Raw genomic sequence first — 22,511 nt, 5'->3', positions numbered from 1 at the left:
CAAACCGGCAATACCCGACTGGGTATAGTAACAGGAACCGGAATGAAGGCACATAAAATAATTATCACGAAATTTGTTTCAAACTGGCTGGTTTTACACCAGTTTCTTTACAAAAACGGACCCTGACGGGTCCGTTTTGTGGCGATTACGTCCGCAGGTTACAGATGTTCTTCGGCAAACTCCGCCAGACGGGATCTGACCACACCATTGAGATAGACATTGGCACTGCCCTCAAAGTTCTTGAACCTCTCCACAATGTAGGTCAGCCCCGAGGTAACAGCAGTCAGATAGTTGGAGTCGATTTGTGCCAGATTTCCCGAGCAAATCAGCTTGGTGCCTTCTCCCATACGGGTGATCATGGTTTTGATTTGCGATGCTGTGAGGTTTTGACATTCATCCAAGAGCACAACAGCATTCTGGATAGAACGGCCACGCATAAAGTTGATGGATTTGAACTGAATATTGGCCTTTTCCATGATGTAGTTCATGGAGCCGTGGGGGTTAACATCGTTTTTATGTAACACCTCCAGGGTATCGGTAATGGCCGCCAGCCAGGGTGCCATTTTTTCTTCCTCAGTGCCGGGCAAAAAGCCGATGGACTCGGCAATTTCCGGCGTATTACGGGTGACAATCACCTTATCGTACTGATTACGCTCCACCACCAGTTCCAGCGCAGCAGCCATAGCCAGCAGGGTTTTACCGCAGCCGGCAGGACCGGTGAGGATAACCATATCGATATCCGGATCCAGCAGTGCCTGCAGTGCCATACCCTGATACACGTTTTTCGGGCGTATGCCCCAGGCTTCAAGATTCAGCAGCCGGCTGCGCCCCAAATCCACGATATGCAGGTGGGTATCATCCTTGGAGACAACCCGGCCACAAAAATCTGATTCTTCGTCAATCAGGTATTGGTTGATATACAGATGATCATCTTCCAAATCCTTCAAGGGCACTTCGTGAATGGTCTGACGGCCATGACGGGTGGTAGATACCCTTTCCAGATGCTCCCAGAAATTACCCTCAAACTGATGAAAACCCTTGGTTAAGAAACGTATATCATCGATAAGCTGGTCAGTTCGGTAATCCTCCACCAGCTTAATGCCTGCGCCCTTGGCCTTAAGGCGCATATTAATGTCTTTAGTGACCAGCACCACCGCACGGGGAGCATGCAGCTTTTGCAGGTGCAGCGCAGTATTGATTATTCGATTGTCGTTATGATCGCCGGGCAGATTACCGGCAGAAACAGGGAGTTGATGATCAGGAAATATGGCGAGTGTGCCGGTTGCGTCATGGCCTTCACGGGCCGGTAAAGAAACACCTTCAATAATTTGCTCGGGTGTGGTTTCACCTCCCAGGGTATCTTCCAGTGCCCTGATGGCGACCCGGGCGTCACGACTGACGTCCCGCTTGCGATCTTTAATCTGGTCAAGCTCTTCGAGCACTGTCATCGGTACGACGACATCGTGTTCTTTGAAAGAATAAATCGCTAAGGGTTCGTGCAATAAAACATTGGTATCCAGTACAAACAACTTTCTGTCGTCTTGTTCCATGGCGCCTCCGGTTTTAGTGACATAGGGCGATATTGTTTTCAGTGCGCTTTCTTATTGTGTGTAAAACCTCCCGGGCTGATAAAAACAAATGTCGTCATTAACTTAATACTGGCACCCTTCAGATAAAAGCTCAACAGCCCAACGCAGGGGTATTGGCGGGTAAACGTTTCCTTCCCCTATTGAACCCGGTTTTTATGACCTGATGGTGACATGCAAAGCGCATATCTGTGCCTGTGATTGGTTGTGTTGCCGCCAGAGGGGAACTAGGCTGATTCAAATATCGGGGCCATTGGTATAACATACGCGCCCTTTGAGTTTCCCCTTGAGTTGAGAGTGTAAGATGTCGTTCGCGATTGGGCAGCGCTGGATAAGCGATACAGAGTCAGAGTTGGGTTTGGGCACAGTGGTGCAGGTGGAAGGGCGCATGGTGACTGTGCTGTTCCCGGCTACCGGCGAAAACCGTATGTTTGCCATGGCTGAAGCCCCCCTGACCCGGGTAATTTACAACCCCGGTGATACCATTGATTCGGCCGAAGGCTGGAGCATGACGGTAGACAAGCTCGAAGAAATGAACGGCATTGTGTTCTACTTCGGCAAGCGTACCGACGATGGTGAAGAAACCATGCTGCGCGAAACCCTGCTTGAGCATAATATCCGTTTCAACAAGCCCCAGGATCGCCTCTACGCCGGTCAGATCGATCGCATCGAACGCTTTGGCGTGCGCTACAAGTCTCAGCTTTTACGCCACAAGCTGGCTACCTCCGACATGTTGGGTCTGCAGGGTCCCCGCGTAGGCCTTATTCCGCACCAGCTGTGGATTGCCCATGAAGTGGGCCGCCGCCATGCGCCCCGCGTGCTGCTGGCCGACGAAGTGGGTTTGGGTAAAACCATCGAAGCAGGTCTCATCATTCACCAGCAACTGATGACCGGCCGCGCCGAGCGCATTCTGGTAATAGTTCCCGACACCCTGCGCCACCAATGGCTGGTAGAAATGCTGCGCCGCTTTAACCTGCGCTTCTCGGTGTTCGATGAAGACCGCTGCGTAGAGGCCTTTGCCGATCACGATAACCCCTTCTACACCGAGCAGTTGGTTATCTGTTCACTGGAACTTTTGCGTAAAAAACGCCGTCTTGATCAGGCACTGGATGCCGACTGGGATCTGATGGTGGTGGATGAAGCCCATCACCTGGAATGGAGCGAAGACGAGCCAAGCCGCGCCTATCAGGTAGTGGAAGCCCTGGCCGCCGTGGTTCCGGGCGTGCTGCTTTTGACCGCCACCCCGGATCAGTTGGGTCACCAAAGCCACTTCGCCCGTTTGCGTTTGCTGGATCCCGACCGCTTTTACGACTATCAGGCCTTCCTTGAAGAAGAAAAAGGCTATCAGGCCGTGGCCGAAGCCGCCGATGCCCTCGCCCGTGGCATCAAGCTTTCCGACGATGCCATCAATGGCCTGACTGAGCTCTTGTCTGAAAAAGACATAGCCCCGGCCATCCGCCAAATTCAGGCCGAAAACCTGGATGAAGAATTGCGTCAGGCCGCCCGCGACGAACTGCTGCAGGATCTGCTGGACCGCCACGGCACCGGCCGGGTGCTGTTCCGCAACAGCCGTGCCTCGGTAAAAGGCTTCCCCAAGCGTATTTTTCACAGCTATGGCTTTGAAATGCCAGAGCAATATGCCACCGCAATGCGGGTTAACGCCATGATGGGCGGCGGTAAAACCGCCGAAGCCAAGGTGGCACAGGTACTCAGCCCAGAGCGCATTTATCAGCAGTTTGACGACAACAACGCCAGCTGGTGGAAGTTCGATCCGCGGGTTGACTGGCTGATCGATTTCTTAAAAGCCCACCGCTCCAAGAAGGTGCTGGTGATTGCCAGCCGCGCCGAAACGGCGCTGGCGCTGGAAGAAGCGCTGCGTACCCGCGAAGGCATTCAGGCCACCGTGTTCCATGAAGGTATGTCTATCATCGAGCGCGACAAGGCCGGTGCCTACTTTGCCCAGGAAGAAGGCGGCGCTCAGGCGCTTATTTGTTCGGAAATCGGTTCAGAAGGCCGTAACTTCCAGTTTGCCAGCCATCTGGTACTGTTCGACCTGCCGCTGAATCCGGATTTGCTGGAGCAGCGGATCGGTCGCCTCGACCGCATTGGCCAGCGACACGATGTACAACTTCACCTGCCGTTCCTCAAAGACACGGCCCAGCAGCAACTGATGCGCTGGTACCATGATGGTCTGAGCGCATTCGAACTGACCTGCCCAAGTGGCCATCTGCTGTTCAGCGAGTTCAAGGGCCGTCTGCTGGCGATGCTGGCCGGTGAAATGGAGGATGAAGAAGAACTGCTGGCCGACACCCAGGCACGTTACCGCGCGCTCAAGGAAGCCATGGAGCAGGGCCGCGACAAACTGCTGGAGCTCAACAGCCACGGCGGCGCCCGCGCCGAAGCCCTGGCGGCCAAACTGGCCGATGCCGATGAAGATACAGATCTGATTGCCTCTGTCCTGAGACTGTGGGATGTGATTGGTCTGGATCAGGACGATCGCGGTGAAAACTGCATTGTGCTGCACCCAACCGACCATATGATGTTCCCCACCTATCCGGGTCTCAGCGAAGATGGCATTACCGTCACCTTCGATCGCAATACCGCGCTGTCCCGTGACGATATTGCGCTGATCACCCTGGAACACCCACTGGTGCAGACCGGGTTGGATCTCATCACAGGCTCAGATACAGGCACCACCTGCGTGGCGCTGCTCAAGAACAAGGCCCTGCCTGCAGGCACCCTGTTCCTGGAGCTGATGTACCTTGCCGAAACGTCGGCACCCAAGGCCAGCCAGGTGCAGCGTTATCTGCCACCGACACCCGTGCGAATTCTGCTGGATAAGAGTGGCAACAATTTGTCTGACAAAGTGGATTACGACAACTTTGACAAACAGCTTTCCGGCGTAAACCGCCATATTGCCAGCAAGCTGGTGAATGCATCACAAACCATGTTGCACCCGCTGTTTGCCAAGGGCGAAGAATTTGCCAACGAGGCACTGGTGAAGCTCACCGATGATGCCCGCAGTCGCATGGAAACCCAGCTGTCTGCAGAGTTATCGCGTCTGGAGTCATTGAAAGCGGTCAACCCCAATATCCGTGAAGAAGAACTTGATCACCTCAAAGCACAAATCGCGGAGCTTGCAGGCTATCTGGGTAACACCCAACTGAAACTGGATGCCATTCGTCTGGTATTGGTGAGCCACGCTTAAGCCGCTGTCACAGGGCATAAGTGCAATAAAAAGACCCGCAGCTGCGGGTCTTTTTTTAACCATTTTCGGTGACGATACGGGATTGAGGATGGTATAACCCCTTAAAGAATAAAAATAACTCAAACAAGGAATGTCCATGCTCATAACCAAATGCAACCCAAAATCGGCTATCAAACCTCGTTTAAGACTAAGCATTGGTGTGGCGCTGCTGGGGGCTCTGAGTCTGACGCCCTTTGTCGCGTTCCAGTCCAGTGCGGAAGTGATTTTACTGAACAATATCAAAGGTTATGGATTTGATGATGAGCGGAATCTCATCTCCTTCACCCAACTGGTTTACGACGATGTCAGCGGCCGGGTACTGGCGCGCGGTAACAGTAAACCCAGCACAGATGACAAGGGTTTTGAGCCGGCCAGAGTTATCGATGGTAAAGGCAAAACACTGCTGCCCGGGCTGATTGATGGCCATGGCCACGTACTGGGTCTGGGGCAGAGTTTGTCCCGGGTTGAGCTGCGTGAAAGCACCAGCGAACAGGATGCTGCCGCCATGGTCAACGCCTTCGCCGCTGCCAATCCGGCGCTGCAATGGGTGCTGGGCCGGGGCTGGAACCAGGAGCTTTGGCAACATAAAGACTTTCCGGCCCGCGCGTCGCTGGATGCCGCTGGCTTGGATAAGCCGGTATGGCTCAGACGCGTTGATGGTCATGCAGGCTGGGCCAACAGTAAGGCGCTGGCACTCGCTGGCATTACCAGAGACACCCCGGATCCCGACGGAGGTCAGATCCTGAAAGATGCCAACGGCGAGCCCACCGGCGTACTGGTCGATAACGCCATGGCGCTGCTTGAGCAGCACATTCCCGAACCCACAGGGGCTGAACGGCGCGCCGCCTTTACCACCGCCTTTAACCATCTGTTATCACTCGGCATTACCAGTGCTCATGATGCGGGTATCAGTGCAGATGAGCTGGCAGACTATCAGGCGCTTAAGCAGCAGGGCAAGCTGCCGGTACGGATTTACGCCATGCTGTCGGCGTCATCACCTGAACTTGCTGACTGGCTTAAACAGGGGCCGATATTGGATGATAAGCAGCAGCTGGTGGTACGGTCAGTGAAAATCTACAGCGACGGCGCACTTGGCAGCCGCGGCGCAGCGTTGCTGGCACCGTACAGCGACAGACCGGCTGAAACCGGCCTGTTGGTGACGCCGGAGCCGGAACTTGGCAGCCTGATCCGCGACGTAGCTGCAGCTGGGTTTCAGGCCAATATTCACGCCATTGGTGACAGGGCCAATCGTATGGTGCTGGATAAGCTGGCGACACTGACCAATAAAACCCGCGAGGCCGCCCGCCATCGCATAGAACATGCTCAGGTGGTCGCCCCGGAGGATCTGCCCCGCTTTGCCAAATTAAAGGTATTGCCCTCAATGCAGCCCACCCATGCCACATCGGATATGAATATGGCGGGCGATCGCCTGGGCGATGCACGGCTTAAGGGTGCTTATGCCTGGCGCACCCTTACCGACCTTGGCAGTCCGATTGTCGGCGGCTCTGACTTCCCGGTGGAGCTTGCCAATCCCTTCCATGGCCTCCATGCCGCTGTGACCCGTCAGGATCATCAGGGCCAGCCCGCTGGCGGCTGGCGCCCGGAAGAAAAACTGACACTGGCTGAGGCGCTGCGAGCCTTTACTGTGGATGCAGCCTTCGGCGCCTTTCAGGAGCAGGATTTGGGCAGCCTGAATGTGGGTAGCATGGCAGACTTTATCCTGATAGACAGGGATATCTTTGCAACCGAACCCACGCAAATCTGGCAAACGCGGGTGCTTGAAACCCATGTAGCCGGAAAGCCTGTTTATGCCCTCGGGCAGTAGGATTATCGGGTCCACAGTTCTAACAGGGGCATGCCATGGGTTATTATCTGAGGGTTATCCGCTTTGACCACAGGAATCCCATGCGTGCCCTTTTTGTGCTGAGCCTGAGCTTATTGTTTGGCACGGCAACCGCTGCCGACGATCCGGCGTTTGATTATTTACCTGGCCGTCAGATGCGCAGCATCAATGTGGAAGGTCAGGATTTGCCGGTGTTGGTACGCCCCTGGGAAGGCAAAAATCAGCACGGTGCTGCTATCATTTTTGCCGATACCGGCTTTGGCCCGGATGCCCCCGGACTGGTCGCCTATCTACGGGATGGCCTTAGCCCCACAGGCTGGGCGAGTATCAGCATGACTCCCCCGAAAAGCCCGCCACACCCCAGCTTTACCACTATGCCGGAAGAAATTACCAAGGCGGGAGAAGGTCAGCTGAACACTCCGGCAGCCAAGGCAATGGACAAATACACGCCCGAAGAGTGGCAAAAACACATGGAAACCCAGCAAGGGTTTGTAGAAACCAGTCTTGCAGGCCTGAGCCAAATCGGTGCTGCCTACCCGGGCAAACGCATATTAATTGCTATGGACAGGAGTGCTGCCCTGATCCTGAATCTGCTTAATGACGGTAAGGTAGCACCACCGGACTTATTGGTAATCATCAACCCTTACAGCAACTCACCTGAGTTTGATGAACGCCTGCCCGGACTGGTGGCAGTGCAGGAAGTGCCTGTACTGGACATTCAGTCGCCGGATGGCAATACCGCCAGCCTTGCCAATGCGCCACTTCGCCGGGCTGCGGCCTCGACCAAGGATAGCATGCAGTATCGCCAACTGACCCTGTCGCTCAATATCAGCGAGCCCGATGCCTGGGCTGAAGTACTTTCAGTATTGCGGGGCTTCGCCATCAGCATCAAGGAAGCGCCGGTGCAGTAACACCCAGGTAGGGACTCAGCTCTTATCAGGACTTGTCCTTGGTCAGCATCAGTGCCAGCGCCACCAGCACCACGACAATACCCATATACACCAGCTCCAGCGCACTCTGGGGCTTAAGCTCGCTGAAAAACGAAAACAGCTTAATCACCAGCATCATCAGAATGACTTTGCCAAGCTTGCTCTTGAGTGAGTCTATACTGCTGATAATCAAAATCTTGCCGCCTACATCAGACTCAGACGCTGGCTTGATGTCACGAATAAACAGCTCATACAGACCAAAGGCAAAAATCAAAAGCACTGCTCCCAGCAGAAAGGTGTCGAGGATTTCTACCACCACCATCACCAGGTCGTTGCGAACCTCCAGGCTGCCACTGACGAGATATTCCCACAGCAACTGGAACATATGCAGCATGTCTTTGGCGCCCATGACAAATACCACCAGTGCCGCCACTATGCACGCCACTACCCCAAAAATCACTGACAGTCGGCTGCTCCACAGCAGGCGTTCAAGTTTGTTGTTCATCGAGAGTCTTCCAGACGTTTCAAAGCAAAAAATAAAGCGCCGATTGTCGGCGCTTTCATGCTATGAGGACAAGTCTTTGGCCTGTGTTGTGTGAGACCAATGCAAATCAATTACCAGAATCTTTGCCTTTTACGGTAAGGCTCATTGGTTTTACCCTGCTCTTTCGCCCCGGCAAGGCGAAAATTCTGTCCCAGCAGCAAGCGCACCTGATACCAGGACTCACGGGCAAGCAGACTGCGAATGCCCGATGTCCAACTTTTATGGGTAGACAATTTAATTGCAGCCAGCGCATCGGGCGAACGTGCCAACAGTGTATCAGCCAGTCTCAGGGCACGTTCAAGGGGGTTCTCATCGACCCAGGTGATAAGGCCCAATGTTTCGGCTTCGGCGGCATCCAATACCCGTGCCGTCATGGTCAGCTCCAATGCCTTGTCTTTGGGCATAATATTACGCAGACTCACTAATCCGGCCATGTCGGGTACCAGCCCCCATTTAGCCTCCATGATGGATAAGCTGGCAGTGGGCGCAGCAATTCTGAAATCGGCTCCCAACGCTATTTGCATGCCGCCGCCAAAGCAGTACCCCTCCAGCACAGCAATCACTGGCACCGGCAACCGACTCCAACCAATGGAAACCCGTTGTGCCAGATTCGCGTTACCTGGCAGCCACTTAGCCAGCAAACCCAAGGGTTGCAACGGCTTTTTGACTACGCTTTTGATATCCAGTCCGGAAGAAAAATTGCCACCATGGCCTGCCAGAATAACCATACGGATGTCGCGCCGGCGCTGCAGTTGCTTCTGCACCCGGCAAATCTCCTGAAACATCTCATAATTCAGAGCATTAAATTTATCGGGTCGATTCAGGGATACAAAGGCTAATTCGCCCTTAATCTCCAGGGTTACTGTCTTGCGGTCCATTTTGACTCCAACTGGTCAGTCCAGATTGGATAGTAACATATTTGGCATAAATCACTATTCAACTTAACATATATGGACTTTTGACGGGCGTCAGCTTTCTGACTCTCACGTCCTTCGCTGTGTTGCAGGATATTGTCAGCAAGGTATGATTTCTCCTGAAAACAAATACTCTGCTGCTATTAACTGGTTGCACAAGCCAGCATAAACAGGCTGACACCCACATTTGGTGTTATCTTGGATAATAAGAACTGATAAGGAATCTCCCCCAGCATGGCACTTCCGGTATTGATTTGTGACGACTCCGCCATGGCACGCAAGCAGATGGCGCGTACCCTGCCCAAGGACTGGGATGTAGAAATTACCTTTGCCACCAATGGCGCCGAAGGCATTGAAGCCATACGGGCAGGTAAGGGAGAGGTAGTATTTCTTGACCTTAATATGCCTGTCATGGATGGCTATGAAGTACTGCAAACTATCCAACAACAGGATCTGCCTGCGCTGGTAATTGTGGTTTCCGGTGATATCCAGATTAAGGCGCATGAGCGGGTTAAAGCTCTGGGAGCATTGGATTTTATTCAAAAACCAGTCAGCGCAGATGCGATTGCTGGGATCTTGCAGGAATACGGTATTTTGGTGCCGGGCGAAAATGACGCCGACGCCGAAGACGATAACCCACTCATTAAAGTTGACCTGCGTGATGCCTGCCAGGAAATTGCCAACGTGGCCATGGGCCGCGCCGCAGATCTTCTGGCAAAACTGTTGGATGTCTTTGTGCTTTTGCCCATCCCACGGGTAAACGTACTTGAGGTAAGTGAACTGACCATGGCACTGAAGGCGACGGAATCCAGTTCAAAAATTACTGCGCTGTGTCAGGGCTTCATCAGTTCCGGATTATCGGGTGAGGCCTTGCTGCTATTTCATGATTCCAGCTTTCACGATATGGCAAAGCTGATGCAGCTGGATGACCCCAACAATGAGGCAACAGAGGTCGAAGTACTTATAGATACCGGCAATGTGCTGATTGGGGCCTTCCTAAGCGGTATTGCCGAGCAGCTGGATATGCATTTCAGCCAAGCGCACCCGGTAGTGCTTGGCCGTCACTGCACCGTCAATGACCTTATTCATGACAATGCAGAGAAATGGCAACGCACCCTGGCCATGGAAATCAATTACCGCATTGAAGATCACAACATCGAGTGTGACTTACTGCTCCTGTTCACCGAAGACTCGCTGCCGACCCTGACCTACAAGCTCGGCTATTTGTTGGATACCGATTGAGGCACGACAGCAGATGTCAAATGATGCAGACCTGATGAATGAACTTCACTGGCTTATCGATATGGTGCAAACCATTGAGGTGGGGCTGGTGGTGCTGGACCGAAATTACAATATCGCCCTGTGGAATGGTTTTATGGAAAATCACAGCGGTGTATCCCCGAATACTATCAAAGGTAAAAACCTGTTCGATGAGTTTCCTGCTCTGCCAGCTGGTTGGCTGAAGCAGAAAATGGAGTCGGTGTTTTTGCTGAAAAACCGTGCCTTTATCAGTTGGGAGCAGCGCCCCTACGTCTTTAAATTCAAAAATTATCGCCCCATTACCGGTCGCGCTGAATTCATGTATCAGAATGTGACCCTGCTGCCACTGGCATCACTTACCGGGCAAATAACCCATATCAGCATTATTGTGTACGATGTGACCGATGTAGCCGTAAACCGGTTGCAACTCAAAAGCGTTAACGAGCAGCTCGAACATTTGAGCCAAACAGACGGCCTGACTCAACTGAATAACCGTCGTCACTGGCAACTCTGCATGAATCGCGAGTATGAACGTTATAACCGCTATGGCGATCCTGTCAGTCTGGTGATGTTTGACATCGATAAGTTCAAGCTGGTGAATGATGTCCATGGCCACATTGCCGGTGACAAAGTCATTCAGCATATCGCCCACCTGCTTAGCCAATCGTTGCGGGAAACCGATTGCGCTGGACGTTATGGTGGTGAGGAATTTGCCGTGGTGCTGGCCAGTACCACCAGCTCTGAGGCGCTTAACTTCACCGAGCGCTTACGGGAGAAAGTGGCCAACTCACCCATTATGTTTGAAGGCAAAGAAATTCAGGTCACAATCAGTCTGGGCATTTGCGGCATGGCTGACTTTATTGACGATGCCTCCCAATGGCTGGCAAACGCGGACAATGCGTTATATCAGGCCAAACAGCAGGGGCGAAACCGCTCTATCATCTATCGGGAATAGGTCGAATCTTTTAAAACAAAAAGCCCGGTAATACCGGGCTTTTTGTTTTACTAAACTTTTTCAATGACGTTCTATTGGAAAGCCGTCATCATCGAAGTCTTCTTCATCGTCTTCATCATCCAGCTCATCGTCGTCACCCATAAAGTAGGTGCCCCAACCGTCATAATCGACTTTTTGCTTGGAGGCAAGATTCAACAGCTGCTCACAGGCCTTGTCGATCAGATCTACATCCAATTTGTGATTGGCAATGGCATCGAAACAGAAGATCAGGCTGCCGTCTTCCAGCTCCAGCTCTTCGGCATCAGTGACTTCAAAACCCAGTTTAAAAGCATCCACAGCAGCCTTTTCAAGACGATCGAAATTGGTGCTCGAGAAGTGATGCTCAATCATATACTCAGCATGGGGATCGGAACCATCATCCAGCAGTGACTGAACAATATCGCGGGTCTCTTCCAATTGTGCCTTTAACAGGCGCTCGATAGACATGGGCTGACTCCAGTAACAAACAAAGGCGCCAACCCACCACGGGCAGCGCAGTTTCGGCGCAGTATAACAAAGATCCCAAGGGTCGTCAGTTGAGCAGACGGGCCTTATTCATCAGAGCTTCGGCTTCGCGATTAAGCTGTTCGAGCTTGGCCGACATGGCGGCGTGAATGCGCTCAGAAAGCTCCTTCACGTTTTTCTTATCCAGACCTCTGGTTTCAAAGGGTTCCATCACCTCGATGATCACTACACCATTGTTCCAGCGATTGAGCTTTATGTGACATTGATTTGAAGCCAGAACCGGTACCATAGGCACACCTGCCGCTATGGCCGTATGAAACGCCCCCGCTTTGAATGGCAGTAAACCACGCCCCCGTGAACGGGTCCCCTCAGGGAAAATCCACACCGACAGGCACTTTTCTTTAATCTTGCGCACTGTATTGGCCATGGTTTCAAAGGCGCTGTTACGGTTTTTGCGATCGATAAGAATATTGCCGGAGAGCCAATAGATCTGTCCGAACAGCGGCATCCAGGCAATGCTCTTTTTCCCCAGACTTACAGTTCCCCTGGGAACGGCAGCGGTATGGGTGAACATATCAAAATTATTCTGATGGTTGGCGAGATAAACACAGGGTTCTTTGCGCTCGGCAGTGGGTCGGCGCACTATCACCTTGATACCCAGCACGGGGGCGACGGCGGCAAACCACTTGGCGAACATATGTACATTATCTCTATGGCGCGGACGCACCACACAGGCAATACTGCCCACGACAAACGCCAGCATTAACATAATGGCAAGCAGTAAGGATCTGACGATTAACAGCACGACATACTCCTGATAAAAACTCCTGCGCAGTATAGCGACAGTGGCCTTTTGGAACAATCCTTTGTTTACACGTGTTCGCTGATTTAAATTATAAACTTATTTTTCAATAAATTAAGCCCACCATCGGTGGGCTTACAAACACAAACGGGCCAAATCAGACTTATTCACCCGACTTGGCAGTCACTATCCGGAACGCCGCCGCCGACAGAGCCAGAGTCGCCACTATCACGGCTCCGCTGGGCAGATCGTAAATTGCCGACAACAGCAGCCCGGCAACATAACCAATTAATCCAACCAGATAAGCCCAAAGTAAGCCATTACCCCTGCTAAATTTGTTCACCGCAAGTGCCGGCAGGATAAGGGTACTGAAGACCAGATAGACCCCCACCAACTCTACCGACAGGGTTATTACCAGCGCGAACAGCAAATAAAAGGCTGGTCCGTCCAACAACCCCGGGCGGAAAATGATAAGCCCCAGCACCAACAGAGAAACTACCGCGGGCAGTACCAATTGCTCCCAACTTACCCAGAGGATCTGACCTGACATCAATTGCTTGAGTAGCTCAGCGCCATGGGGATCATTGGCAAGCAGCAACATAGCCGCCACCGCCGCCAATACGTACAGGCAGCCGATCATGGCCTCGAGTTCATCCCCCATCCGTCGAGCCAACCAGGCAATCCCACCAGCGCCAGCCAGTGCAAACAACGCTGGCATCCACAGATGGGAGAAAGGCGCCTCCTCCAGCAGTGGATGCATATGGGCTGCTATGGCACCCAATGCAGCCACCTGCGCAATGGCCAAATCGATAAAAATAATGCCACGCTTAAGCACCTGCCTGCCCAGCACCACATGGGTGGACAGCACCAGGATGCCGGCAGCCAGCGCCGGTAGCAAAATATCCAACAGGTCCCAATTAAACATAAATCAGCTCGCGTTCTTGAGCAGTGTCAGCACACTGTCGTACAGACTGAAAAGATCCTGACTGGCATCGTTCCCGCCAACTGACATGGGCAACACCAACACCGGTAGGTTAGCCTTTTCCGCCAGCCAGTTGGCACCGCGGGTGTCCTGATAAGATGCCACCACTATGGCCATCACATCCCCCTGTCGCGCACGCTCAAGCAGCATCGCAAGGTGGCCGCTGGATGGCGGCAACCCCGGCTTGGGCTCAAGGTCAGCTACCTGCTCTATCCCCAACCAGTCAAACAGGTAACGGAAACTGCTGTGGTAGGCAATAACTTTGCGACCCGCCAACATCTTGGCTTCAGCTTCCCAGTGTGGAACCGCAGCCTGCCAACGCTCACTGAACTGATTGAGGGCGGCCTGATAATCAGCTGTATGCTCAGGGTCAATTTGTTGCAGGCGGGCACTGAGGGCCTGCGCGACACTCAGCAACCTGGCTGGAGAGAAATGCAGGTGCGGGTTACCCTTGGCGTGAACATCGCCCATGGAACGATCGACCTTGGCGAGTTTATCCAGAGTATCAATCGCATCTGCAGCGTAGAACATGCCCTCACTGCCATCGCGCACCGCTCTGTTGGCCGACTTCATTTGCAGCATGGGCAGCCAGCCCACTTCCAAATCAGCACCTGCACAGATAGCCAGATCAGCCTGACGCATTTTGGCTATCAGGCTTGGACGGGCCTGAACCTGATGAGGATCCTGCAACGCCGTTGTTGCAGAGTAAATGCTGGCCCCGGGGGCAAGCTCCTTTGCCAATGCCGCGTACTCTGGTTCGCAGGCAAAAATATTCACCTCGGCCAACGCTGCAGTGCTGTGACCAAGCATTAACGCGGCCAATACCGCCGGAATGTTAGAATTGATGCGCACCGTGGGCCCCCAAAGTCATCACATATTGCAAGGTAAACAGGTTGTCATCGCTCAAACCATCAAAGTTAGTGCCCTTTTGACGGGTATACTGCAGGCGAACAGTTGAGAAATGGCTGGAGTGCCAGTTAAGGCTGAACTCAGTTTCCTTGAGTTTCTGGGCATCAAAGTGGTCGTCATGCACCAGCTGGGTATCCAACTCACCATAGCGAAGACCCGCCGACCACTCTGGGCTGAGCTGATAGACACCACTTAAGTACCAACCCTGATGGTAATTCTTGCTGTGATCATGTTCATCGGCGTGGTCTTCATCATGCAGTTCCAACGCCTTGAAGTCATTCACACGGAAGAACTCGCCACTCAGGGTCAGGTGCTGATATTTGTAATTACCGTTGGGCGCCCATTTATACACCACATCGGCTACATAGGTTTTCTCACCTGTATACGCGGCGCTGTGGCTGTGACCATGGTCGTGCTCGTCGTCCACATGGACTTCTTCGCCCTCTTCATGGGGCGTGAGACGGCCATTACGGTTATTCATCATCGCCAGCCCCAGCTGCCATGAGCTGTTATCGCCGATGTCACCACCGATTTTGGTGAAAACGTTGTACACACCCACGGTATCAAACTCGCGCTCACCATGCTCATCTTCGGCGCGCATTCCGTCGCCTTTCAAGGCTTCAAAACCCAAGGTCCAATAAAGATCAGTCGGCGCTACCCAACTGATACGCAGGCCATCGTCGAAGTAATGGCCACCAAGGAAGGCTCGGTAGGCTGCAGGGCGACCGGCAAAGGCATCGGAGTGCAAATGCTGATTGTTCAGATAACCTATATCTGACAGGAAACGACCGGCACGAATGGAAAAGCCGGCAGGCATGGCCAGCGTCTGGATAAAGGCTTCTTCCAGCTCGATTTCAGTCTCGCCGTCATGAACCTCTATCACGGTAGTCACTTTACCGTAGAAGAGATCGTCAATATTGGCACTGATGGCAAGCTCGCTCTCGCCCAGGCCGAAGCCTTCTTCACGGCCTCCCAGAGCACGATCGCCACTCTGGTAAAAGCCATCCAATACAGCACTGATAGCCGGATTGGTCAGGGTCGGCGACTCGGCAGCGGCGGTGGCGGAAATCAAGGCAGTTGCCAGCAAAGATAAACGAAGGGTGTTCATACATTCTCCAAAAATACAGCAAACGCCCGGCAGCAAACACTACCGGGGCATTAAATCAAAAAAGTGTTAATTCAGTTGTATTTAAAGAGATGCAGGCGGGCCGCGAGCCTGAGCAGCAGGACGCTCAGCAGTGCGCCAAATAAGAGATTCTGTGACCGGCGCTTCATGCACCATACCAGCAGGCACAGTCGCGATGCTGGTGCCGGGCAACAATTTGTTCAGCTGATGCTGGTGGAAACAGAGAGTACAGTGACTGTTGGCGCCTTCATCAAGGTGTGACACGCTGTGAGCAGAGGACACAAACGACAACATTGCCAGTACGGCAGCAAGCCATACAGCAATCAATCGATTTGGTTTGAATCCCGAAAAAGCCACGCAGCATTTCCCCCAACAGTAACAGCCGCTCAAGTTTACGGCAGGGTTTACCCAGTGGCAACCATCAGGGTATGCCAAAGATGACAGATTAGTCTGCCTGAGCCATATTGATCCAACGGGGTTAATCTTGCCTTAAGATGTGGCGGTTACCATGGTATGGAAAGTGAGCAGGTGGTCTGCTCACTGTGTCAGGAGAAGCTTGAAATGAGCCAATTCTTCAAAGAAAACTTCGGACTTATTCTGGTAGCGGTATTAGTACTGGGTGGCATTCTTGGTGGGATCTGGTGGGTGGAATCCTCACTCGCCGCACAGGAAACCGTACTCTAACGGTATTTCTGCCGCTCGTGGCTCTTGTCTTCCACTTCTGGCGCTTCAATCACCATCAGCTGATCCATGAGGTGTGATACCAGCAGCAGCGTCAGACAAAATCCCGCTGCCAACATCGCCAGCCCCCGCCAGGGGGCATGCAGCCAGGCAGTCATTGCAGCTGCCACTCCCAGATAAAATCCCAGCAACTTAAGTTTGGCGAGTCGGGGGCTTCTGCCCAGCCAGGCTTCACAATGGGGACATTGGATCTGGGCATCAAAGCCCTTGCCACGCTGCGCCTTAACGTCGCTGACTTTGATGTGTAAATGACAGTGGCTACAAATCATGAAATGTCCTCATACCAACAGGCTGCGAATTCTATCAAATTCCCCCTCCTGGCAGCACACTTTTTGGCAAGCCATTTTACCGGTTGGACTTATGCAGCTATGATGCTGGTATCTCCACGCCACAGATTATTGAAAATGCACAGACTTATTCTATCGTTGCTGCTCCTGACCTGCATATTGCCTGACGCAGGTGCCGAGACAATCACGGATGAATTTAAAAGCCGGGTCAGCCATCTGGAATCCAGCATCAGCGGTGATTTGGAAGTCCTGCACCATGCAAAAGGTGAGTTTGTCGCCATCACCGAATACCGGATCGCTGAAAAAACACAGGATTTGCAACAAATACTGGGGGAGGCCATCGCACAGCCCGATGCAGATCCGCAGTATTTGCTGTCACTGACCCAAAACCAGTTGGCTTATGTCACCCGGACGCAACACTACCTGTTGTCAGATATCAAACGGTTAAGGGCAACACTGGGGACGGCTGACGATGCCACTACCCTGGTTACGCTGTCGAACAGGGAGCGTCAGCTTGACGAGAGCTATCGAAGAGAACTGAAACTTCTCGGTTGGGGCAATCAACTGGGCATGGCTGTCGATACGCGCCGTGCTGAGCTGAAGGAGCTGATCACCGACAGAGCAGACCGTCTGGCAAGCGTAGTAAAATACACTCAGGATCAGCTGAAAGCCGCTGTAGATGATGCCCGCAATGCTGGCAAAGATATCAGTGCCGAACAAACCGCCAGAATCGTTGAACTTAAGGCCCGTCTGAACCAAAACAGCCTGAGCCTCTCCACCGCGATTGGACTGCTGGATGAAATGGGCACAGATACTGCCACGCTGAAACAAACTTTGTTTGAAGTCTCCGGTGACATTACCCAGGATGTACTGGACATCGATGTGGTCAGCACCATGCTCAGCCAGTGGCTGGGGGCAGCCAAGGCCCAAACAGTCGACAATGGCCCCAAGGTCATGTTCAAGCTGTTGGTATTTTTACTTATCCTTTTTGGCGCCGGCCTGGTGGCCAAACTGGTCAAACGCTTGGTAAAAACGGCCGTCAGCAACTCCAAACTCAAATTCAGCAAACTGTTGCAGGACTTCTTTATTTCGCTGTCAGCCAAAGGTGTGTACACCCTTGGGGTACTTATCGCTCTGTCTCAACTGGGCTTTGAACTTGGCCCCCTGTTGGCAGGTTTCGGTATTGCGGGAGTGATTATCGGTTTTGCATTGCAGGACACCCTGTCCAACTTCGCCTCCGGCATGATGATCCTGATTTACCGCCCCTATGACGTGGGCGACCTCATCAGCGCGGCTGGGGTAACCGGCAGAGTCAGCCATATGAGCCTGGTGTCCACCACAATAAAAACCCTCGATAACCAGAGGCTTATCATCCCAAACAACAAAATTTGGGGCGATACCATCAACAACATAACTGCCGAACGTCATCGCCGGGTGGACATGACCTTTGGCATCAGTTACGCCGACAACGTTGAGCATGCCGAGCAGGTACTCAAAGAAATTGTTGGGGCACATCCCAAAGTGCTCAAGGATCCGGAGTTCACGGTCAGATTGCACCTGCTGGGCGAATCGTCGGTGGACTTTGTGGTTCGCCCCTGGGTAAGACCCGACGACTACTGGGAGGTTTACTGGGACATCACCAAGGCGGTCAAACAGCGTTTCGACGCCGAAGGCATTACCATTCCATTCCCACAGCGGGATGTGCATTTCTTCCGAGGCTGAGATTGCGAGCTTAAAAAAGGCACCCTTGGGTGCCTTTTTATTGCTGCAGGCCTGGCGTTTAACCCAGACCGACTATCTCACCGCGCTCATTTACATCGATATTAAGATAGCCGGGTGCAAGCCCAAGCCCCGGCATGGTCATTACCTTTCCGGTCAATACGGTAATAAAACCTGCACCGGCACTCAGCCGCAGCCCCGCCACCGGTAACTCAAACCCACAAGGCGCCCCTTTAAGCGCTGGGTCGTGACTGATGGAGAGTGGCGTTTTAGCGATACACAGCGGCAATTTGGACATACCCAGCGACTCAATCAGCGCCAAATCTGCTTTGGCAGCATCAGACAGGCTTACCCCTGAGGCGCCGTAGCGCTCGGCAAGGGTCATCAGGCGGGCACCAAACTCCATGTCATCATCATAGAGACGTTTGAAGTCAGCCTTGACATCGCAGGCTCTGGCCACCACTGTGGCCAAGGCTCGGGCACCCTCAGCCCCATGACTGAACGCATCACTGATTTCACAACCGAAAGCGCCCGCCTCCATACAACGCGCTTTCAGCCAGTCAAGCTCAGCGATGGCGTCATCCGGGAAACGGTTAATGGCCACTACCAGTGGCAAGCCATAGCCCATCACATTGCGCATATGCCAGTGAAGGTTGGCAAATCCGGCTTCGAGGCGACTGTGGTCATCACCCGCGGCACCGGAATTGGCCTTTAACGCTTTTAACGTCACCACGAGAACCGCGGCAGCAGGGGCGGTATTGGAGGCTCGGGTCTTAATATTGCAGAATTTTTCAAAGCCCATATCAGAACCAAAGCCGCCTTCGGTAACCACAAAGTCATGGTGCGCCAGCGCCACCCGATCAGCGATAATTGATGAGTTACCATGGGCAATATTGGCAAAGGGACCGGCATGGATAAGACAGGGAGCACCGCTCAGGGTTTGCATCAACGTAGGCTCAATGGCATCCCGCATAATCGCCGTCATCGCACCGGCAACCCCCAGGTCTTCTGCGGTAATGGGCTGACCTTCTTTATTCATGGCCAAAATCACCCGGCCAATACGGCTACGCATATCGGCAATATTTTCACACAGAGCCAAAATCGCCATCAGCTCTGACGCGGCGGTGATATCAAAGCCGCTGTCATGCATGGGGCCATTGTTGTCACCAAAGCCAACCTGGATCTGACGCAAGGCCCGGTCGTTGTGATCTACGACCCTGCGCCAAAGAATGTTATCCGGATCAATATTCAACGCTGTCAGCCCGCTTTTAGCTTCAAAAGCTGACAATCCCAGACGGGTTTCATGAAACAGTCTTGCATCTATGGCGGCAGCGGCCAGATTATGGGCACTGGTGACGGCGTGAATATCGCCGGTCATATGCAGGTTCATCACCTCCATAGGGACCACCTGGGCATAGCCACCACCTGCCGCGCCACCTTTTACCCCGAATACAGGACCAAGGCTTGGCTGACGAATACAGGCACACGCCTTGTGACCCAGAAGATGAAGGCCTTGAGTCAAGCCAATCGTGGTCACGGTTTTCCCTTCGCCATGAGGTGTCGGTGTAACGGCAGTCACTATGACCAATTTACCCCGCGCCGGTGCCCGGGCGGCTTCCAGGCTTATTTTAGCCATTGAGTGGCCAGCTTCACGCCACAGGTTTTTGCCCAGACCAAAGTCATCGGCAATCCAACCAATAGGACGAACCTGAGCCTGTCTGGAAATTTCCATATCTGTCAACATAGAGGGGTCTCGCTGTAGAGTATGCTTGTGTGGCAAGATGCGGATTCTGCACATAAGGCTGGATTGTGAATGGGATCGCACCCTGGCTTTTGTGACCCTGTTAGGCGGGTCTTCAGACACAGCCTAAGACAAAGGTCTGCGGGCAGGAAGCGCCACAAATAACTAATTCACCTTTCCTGAATCCAAATCAAATTCTGTGCATTTTTTAGGAAACAGCATGAGCAAAATTACGCTTGCACTGTCTGAATTCGTCGCTGGCTTTTGGCGACTCGCTGATTGGCAATTGAGTCTGACAGCCCGAAGACAACTGATTGAGACATACCTGAACCTGGGTGTTTCCAGCATGGATCATGCTGATATTTATGGGGGACATACTTGTGAATCCTTGTTTGGCGACGTGCTCAAACAGGCTCCCCATTTGCGTGATGGCATGACGCTTATCAGCAAGTGCGGCATCAGGCCCGCTATCATCGGTGATACCAGCCGCTATGTGAATCACTATGACACCGGACGGGATCACATAATGCACAGCGCAGAGCATTCCTTAACCAATCTGGCGACGGATTATCTGGATCTCTTGCTCATCCACCGGCCTGACCCACTGATGGATGCCGATGAGGTGGCGGAAGCGTTCGTCGCCCTCAGACAGTCTGGCAAGGTGCGTCATTTCGGTGTATCCAACTTCAGTCCGGCACAATTTTCGCTGTTGCAATCACGACTGGACTTTCCATTGGTGACCAATCAGGTGGAGCTATCCCCCATGTCCATGTCAGTGCTGCATGACGGCACCCTGGATTTGTGTCAGCAGTTGAAAATCCGTCCTATGCTCTGGTCATGCCTTGGTGGGGGAAACCTGATGACAGGCGTTGGCGAAAAAGCCATTCGTTTACGTGGAGTACTGGAACACATCAAACAACAAACGGGTGCAGCAGATATCAGTCAGGTCGTTTATGCCTGGGTACGGATGCACCCCAGCAGGCCACATCCCATAATAGGCAGCGGCAAGCCCGAGCGCATTGCAATGGCGCTGGCGTCAGACAAGATAAAACTGGACAGGCAACAGTGGTTCAGTATCTGGCAAGCGTCTACCGGCCATAGTGTTCCCTGATAACGCCACGGTAGCTCGCTGGATATCCATAAAAAAGGCCGCTGCTGCGGCCTTTTCAACTGAGATACCTCAGTCGTGGAACACTACTTCACCACTGAGGTGTGGACGGCGCCCTTTCTGGTCACGCAGCTCAAATCGCCAACCTTGATCCACCGCTTGTGCACCAAAGGTCACCTCGGCCGGCATAAACAATGGCAATTTAAAGGTGACATCCAGGGTGCAGGGCCTGGCACCAATCTTATCCATCAGTTCGGCGACACAGCGAGCCTTGGACCACATTCCATGAGCCAATACCCGATCAAATCCAAAACGTTTGGACAACGAAGGATGTAGATGAATGAGGTTGTAATCACCGGATGCGCGGGCATAGCGCCAGCCAAGCTTTTCATCCAGAGTCCAGGTTTTTGCATCGTCCCATGCCATTTCACTGCCCTTTGGCGGACGGGCACGGCGACCGGCAGACTCTATACGGTACAGATAGATCGAATGGGCTTCCCAAACCAGTTCATCCGCTACCCATGCTTTGGACACCAGATCAAATTCCAGGCCTGATTCGGTTTGCTCACTGCCCTTCAGGGCGCATTCCAGACGAACCTTTTCTCCGGCACCTACCGTGCGGTACTGGGTAATCCTGTTTTTAAGGTGGATCATTCCCAGCAGGGGAAAAGTAATGGCATCATGGGTAAATATCACCGCGTGCAGACGGAAAGCCAAAATGTAGAGGAATGTCGGTGGCACAGTTTTACCATCGAATTTGAACTCACAGACATCGCTGTAACGAGCCACGGCACTGTTATCGAGCGCCACTTCGGGAACGCTGACACGGATCTCAGGCAAGGGCTTTTGATCCCATCCGGGTTTACGGCCGAAAAATATCTTGCGATACAGCGATAACAGCGACGGCATCGCATGTAACGTCACCTGATGTCCCATGGTGCAAGTTCCCCAAAATTTAAAGAGCGGGAATTATACTCTCATTCCGGACAATGTGTACCCCTGGCACAATTTGCCATATATACAACTGATAAATATCAATTAAATAGATTTTTTCGACTCTGTTCATTGCACAACTGTTTTACAGAGCCATATCCAAAAGTCGCTCAGGCTGTGCGACACTATCTGCCGTCCATTCAAAGCGGAACTGCGCAATTGCAAGACAAGAATTTCGAGGCCCTGGCGGGCAAGTTTGCCAAAAACATTTACGGCACACTTAAGGGTGATATCCGCTCGGCGGTACTGTGGCGGGATTTACAGGAACAGATGCCAAAACTTGGACAGGGAAAGCTGCGTATTTTGGACGCCGGTGGCGGT

General features: G+C 52.9%; 20 protein-coding genes and 1 pseudogene. 9 read left to right on the top strand and 12 right to left on the bottom strand.

Going from position 1 to position 22,511, the window contains the following annotated elements:
* Positions 1-158: 158 nt before the first annotated feature.
* Positions 159-1,550, bottom strand: a complete 1,392-nt coding sequence (locus ABYK60_RS14080; RefSeq protein WP_372872654.1) for a PhoH family protein — start codon at positions 1,548-1,550, stop codon at positions 159-161.
* A 340-nt stretch (positions 1,551-1,890) separates the two neighbouring features.
* Between ABYK60_RS14080 and rapA the strand changes: the two genes are divergently transcribed.
* The 3 genes from rapA to ABYK60_RS14065 all read left to right on the top strand — a co-directional run bounded on the left by rapA (position 1,891) and on the right by ABYK60_RS14065 (position 7,587).
* Positions 1,891-4,794, top strand: coding sequence for an RNA polymerase-associated protein RapA (gene rapA / locus ABYK60_RS14075; RefSeq protein ID WP_372872653.1), 2,904 nt, complete (start codon positions 1,891-1,893; stop codon positions 4,792-4,794).
* 136 nt (positions 4,795-4,930) lie between these two features.
* Positions 4,931-6,658: an amidohydrolase gene (locus ABYK60_RS14070; protein ID WP_372872652.1), complete on the top strand. Its 1,728-nt coding sequence runs from the start codon at positions 4,931-4,933 to the stop codon at positions 6,656-6,658.
* A 35-nt stretch (positions 6,659-6,693) separates the two neighbouring features.
* Positions 6,694-7,587 carry a DUF3530 family protein gene (locus ABYK60_RS14065; RefSeq protein ID WP_372872651.1) on the top strand — a complete coding sequence of 298 codons (894 nt, stop codon included), beginning with the start codon at positions 6,694-6,696 and terminating at the stop codon, positions 7,585-7,587.
* 25 nt (positions 7,588-7,612) lie between these two features.
* Here the strand turns inward: ABYK60_RS14065 and ABYK60_RS14060 are convergent, their stop codons facing one another.
* Together ABYK60_RS14060 and ABYK60_RS14055 are read right to left on the bottom strand one after the other, a co-directional pair.
* Positions 7,613-8,110, bottom strand: a complete 498-nt coding sequence (locus ABYK60_RS14060) for a YqhA family protein (RefSeq protein ID WP_372872650.1) — start codon at positions 8,108-8,110, stop codon at positions 7,613-7,615.
* A gap of 110 nt (positions 8,111-8,220) precedes the next feature.
* A complete protein-coding gene (locus ABYK60_RS14055) occupies positions 8,221-9,027 on the bottom strand; it encodes a crotonase/enoyl-CoA hydratase family protein (protein WP_372872649.1) in 807 nt (268 codons plus the stop codon).
* Between the two features lie 270 nt (positions 9,028-9,297).
* Between ABYK60_RS14055 and ABYK60_RS14050 the strand changes: the two genes are divergently transcribed.
* Both ABYK60_RS14050 and ABYK60_RS14045 read left to right on the top strand, forming a co-directional pair.
* On the top strand, positions 9,298-10,305 hold the full coding sequence (locus ABYK60_RS14050; RefSeq protein ID WP_372872648.1) for a response regulator: 1,008 nt from the start codon (positions 9,298-9,300) through the stop codon (positions 10,303-10,305).
* 13 nt (positions 10,306-10,318) lie between these two features.
* The gene (locus ABYK60_RS14045) at positions 10,319-11,278 is read left to right on the top strand and encodes a GGDEF domain-containing protein (protein WP_372872647.1); all 960 of its coding nucleotides are present in this window, start codon (positions 10,319-10,321) and stop codon (positions 11,276-11,278) included.
* Positions 11,279-11,338: 60 nt separating this feature from the next.
* On the opposite strand, the gene rraB is transcribed toward ABYK60_RS14045, so the two are convergent.
* The 6 genes from rraB to ABYK60_RS14015 form a co-directional block, all read right to left on the bottom strand.
* Positions 11,339-11,764 (bottom strand): ribonuclease E inhibitor RraB, encoded by a 426-nt coding sequence (gene rraB, locus ABYK60_RS14040; RefSeq protein ID WP_372872646.1) that lies wholly within the window; start codon positions 11,762-11,764, stop codon positions 11,339-11,341.
* 85 nt (positions 11,765-11,849) lie between these two features.
* On the bottom strand, positions 11,850-12,587 hold the full coding sequence (locus ABYK60_RS14035; RefSeq protein ID WP_372872645.1) for a 1-acylglycerol-3-phosphate O-acyltransferase: 738 nt from the start codon (positions 12,585-12,587) through the stop codon (positions 11,850-11,852).
* Between the two features lie 160 nt (positions 12,588-12,747).
* Entirely contained in the window at positions 12,748-13,509 is a 762-nt protein-coding gene (locus tag ABYK60_RS14030; protein WP_372872644.1) for a metal ABC transporter permease, read from the bottom strand.
* 3 nt (positions 13,510-13,512) lie between these two features.
* Positions 13,513-14,418, bottom strand: a complete 906-nt coding sequence (locus tag ABYK60_RS14025; RefSeq protein ID WP_372872643.1) for a metal ABC transporter solute-binding protein, Zn/Mn family — start codon at positions 14,416-14,418, stop codon at positions 13,513-13,515.
* Positions 14,402-15,583, bottom strand: a complete 1,182-nt coding sequence (locus ABYK60_RS14020; RefSeq protein ID WP_372872642.1) for a hypothetical protein — start codon at positions 15,581-15,583, stop codon at positions 14,402-14,404. The genes ABYK60_RS14025 and ABYK60_RS14020 overlap by 17 nt, the downstream gene beginning before the upstream one ends.
* 81 nt (positions 15,584-15,664) lie before the next feature.
* Positions 15,665-15,895, bottom strand: coding sequence for an ABC-type zinc uptake system zinc chaperone (locus tag ABYK60_RS14015; protein ID WP_372872659.1), 231 nt, complete (start codon positions 15,893-15,895; stop codon positions 15,665-15,667).
* Between the two features lie 267 nt (positions 15,896-16,162).
* Between ABYK60_RS14015 and ABYK60_RS14010 the strand changes: the two genes are divergently transcribed.
* A complete protein-coding gene (locus ABYK60_RS14010; protein ID WP_372872641.1) occupies positions 16,163-16,285 on the top strand; it encodes a hypothetical protein in 123 nt (40 codons plus the stop codon).
* Here the strand turns inward: ABYK60_RS14010 and ABYK60_RS14005 are convergent.
* A complete protein-coding gene (locus tag ABYK60_RS14005; protein ID WP_372872640.1) occupies positions 16,282-16,611 on the bottom strand; it encodes a hypothetical protein in 330 nt (109 codons plus the stop codon). The genes ABYK60_RS14010 and ABYK60_RS14005 overlap by 4 nt on opposite strands.
* 135 nt (positions 16,612-16,746) lie before the next feature.
* Between ABYK60_RS14005 and ABYK60_RS14000 the strand changes: the two genes are divergently transcribed.
* Positions 16,747-18,351 (top strand): mechanosensitive ion channel domain-containing protein, encoded by a 1,605-nt coding sequence (locus tag ABYK60_RS14000; protein WP_372872639.1) that lies wholly within the window; start codon positions 16,747-16,749, stop codon positions 18,349-18,351.
* A gap of 58 nt (positions 18,352-18,409) precedes the next feature.
* Here ABYK60_RS14000 and ABYK60_RS13995 read toward each other — a convergent pair whose 3' ends face one another.
* The gene (locus ABYK60_RS13995; protein ID WP_372872638.1) at positions 18,410-20,092 is read right to left on the bottom strand and encodes a formate--tetrahydrofolate ligase; all 1,683 of its coding nucleotides are present in this window, start codon (positions 20,090-20,092) and stop codon (positions 18,410-18,412) included.
* Positions 20,093-20,309: 217 nt separating this feature from the next.
* Between ABYK60_RS13995 and ABYK60_RS13990 the strand changes: the two genes are divergently transcribed.
* The gene (locus ABYK60_RS13990) at positions 20,310-21,200 is read left to right on the top strand and encodes an aldo/keto reductase family oxidoreductase (protein WP_372872637.1); all 891 of its coding nucleotides are present in this window, start codon (positions 20,310-20,312) and stop codon (positions 21,198-21,200) included.
* A gap of 69 nt (positions 21,201-21,269) precedes the next feature.
* Here the strand turns inward: ABYK60_RS13990 and ABYK60_RS13985 are convergent, their stop codons facing one another.
* On the bottom strand, positions 21,270-22,106 hold the full coding sequence (locus tag ABYK60_RS13985; protein ID WP_372872658.1) for a MaoC family dehydratase: 837 nt from the start codon (positions 22,104-22,106) through the stop codon (positions 21,270-21,272).
* A 243-nt stretch (positions 22,107-22,349) separates the two neighbouring features.
* Between ABYK60_RS13985 and ABYK60_RS13980 the strand changes: the two are divergent.
* Positions 22,350-22,511: pseudogene (locus tag ABYK60_RS13980) on the top strand (tRNA uridine 5-oxyacetic acid(34) methyltransferase CmoM); the annotation flags it as partial.

The organism is Shewanella sp. (assembly GCF_041630135.1).
Taxonomy (GTDB): domain Bacteria; phylum Pseudomonadota; class Gammaproteobacteria; order Enterobacterales; family Shewanellaceae; genus Shewanella.
This window is presented reverse-complemented; position numbering and strand designations above follow the sequence as displayed.